The 1,058-nt window shown below is 39.2% G+C and carries 1 protein-coding gene; it reads left to right on the top strand.

Annotation, left to right across the window (positions count from 1 at the left end):
- Positions 1-898, top strand: an 898-nt coding sequence (locus KCG35_RS25585; RefSeq protein WP_215822676.1) for a hypothetical protein, incomplete at its 5' end; no start/stop codon positions are given.
- Positions 899-1,058: the final 160 nt, after the last annotated feature.

The raw sequence follows: 1,058 nt of genomic DNA, 5'->3' as shown, positions 1-1,058 counted from the left end.
TTATCAAGATCCCCGAGTGATCAATCCATTACTCAATGCCAGCACATCCAACGAGCAAGCTAAATTATTAGGCCCCATCGACAAGTTATGGGTACCCAATCACTACCGGCCGGCATTATTTCGGGAAACGAGTAGCAAGGAATCGCATGCAGTGATTAAAGATGAGCTGGAACGTGAATGGGTTATTTGGCAAAACCCCCAAACCTGGCACGGCCAATTTCCAGAAGAACGACCTTGGTTTGAATTTAGTGCCAAACAGTGGGAAGGCATTATGGCAGAACACAAACATAAAGTGGAAGAAGCCATTGCCTTATATTTAATGGAAGAAAACCCTGCTTTTAAAAAGCTAAAACCCCAACAGCTCCATGACACCATACGCTATTGGTGCGATAAAAGTGACGATTATAACATCAGTAAGACAAAACAGGTTGCACGATTAATTTTAGTCGTCACAGAATTTGGCCCCGATATCCCCAAACGCGAATGGGTAAAGTTAGAACAGGATATTTTGTTTAATACGGATTTTTCTGAGCATGAAAAAATACAGCGCCTGGAAAAATATAATGCGCTGGTATATGAAAAGCCAGGGGTACCGTTTGATCCAATAAAATGTATTGTGTATGAGCAGTTATACCAGGACTTTGGAATAAAAGAACGCATTGATCCCTTCAATAAAGAAGACTTAATAATACGTATGGAATTTCTGGAGCGGTATAACGATGTCAAGCCAGATAAGCCATTACTACAAGATCTAGTCAGTAAGCTATATGAGCAACATTCAGGAATGCTTATGGATCAAGAAAAAAAATTAATCCCTCTTTCTTATATAGACAACAAAGATGCAGCATATAGAGCCCAGTTATTAACAATGTATCAAGCGCAAAAACAAAACAGTTGAGATAGGTTTAGTCCGCAGAATTTTTAGGAAGTTTACAGAAAATGAGTTCAGATAAGATTTATCGTATACAACCTGGTGATACCTTAGCCACGATTGCCTTAAAAAATGGTGTAAGTGTTGAGGATTTACGTCAAGCCAATCCTGGTATTACCGATGATAA

The organism is Zooshikella harenae, assembly GCF_018837975.1.
In the GTDB taxonomy this organism is placed as follows: Bacteria; Pseudomonadota; Gammaproteobacteria; order Pseudomonadales; family Zooshikellaceae; genus Zooshikella; species Zooshikella harenae.
Note: the sequence above shows the minus strand (reverse complement) of the source record. Positions and strands in the feature narration are given on the sequence as shown.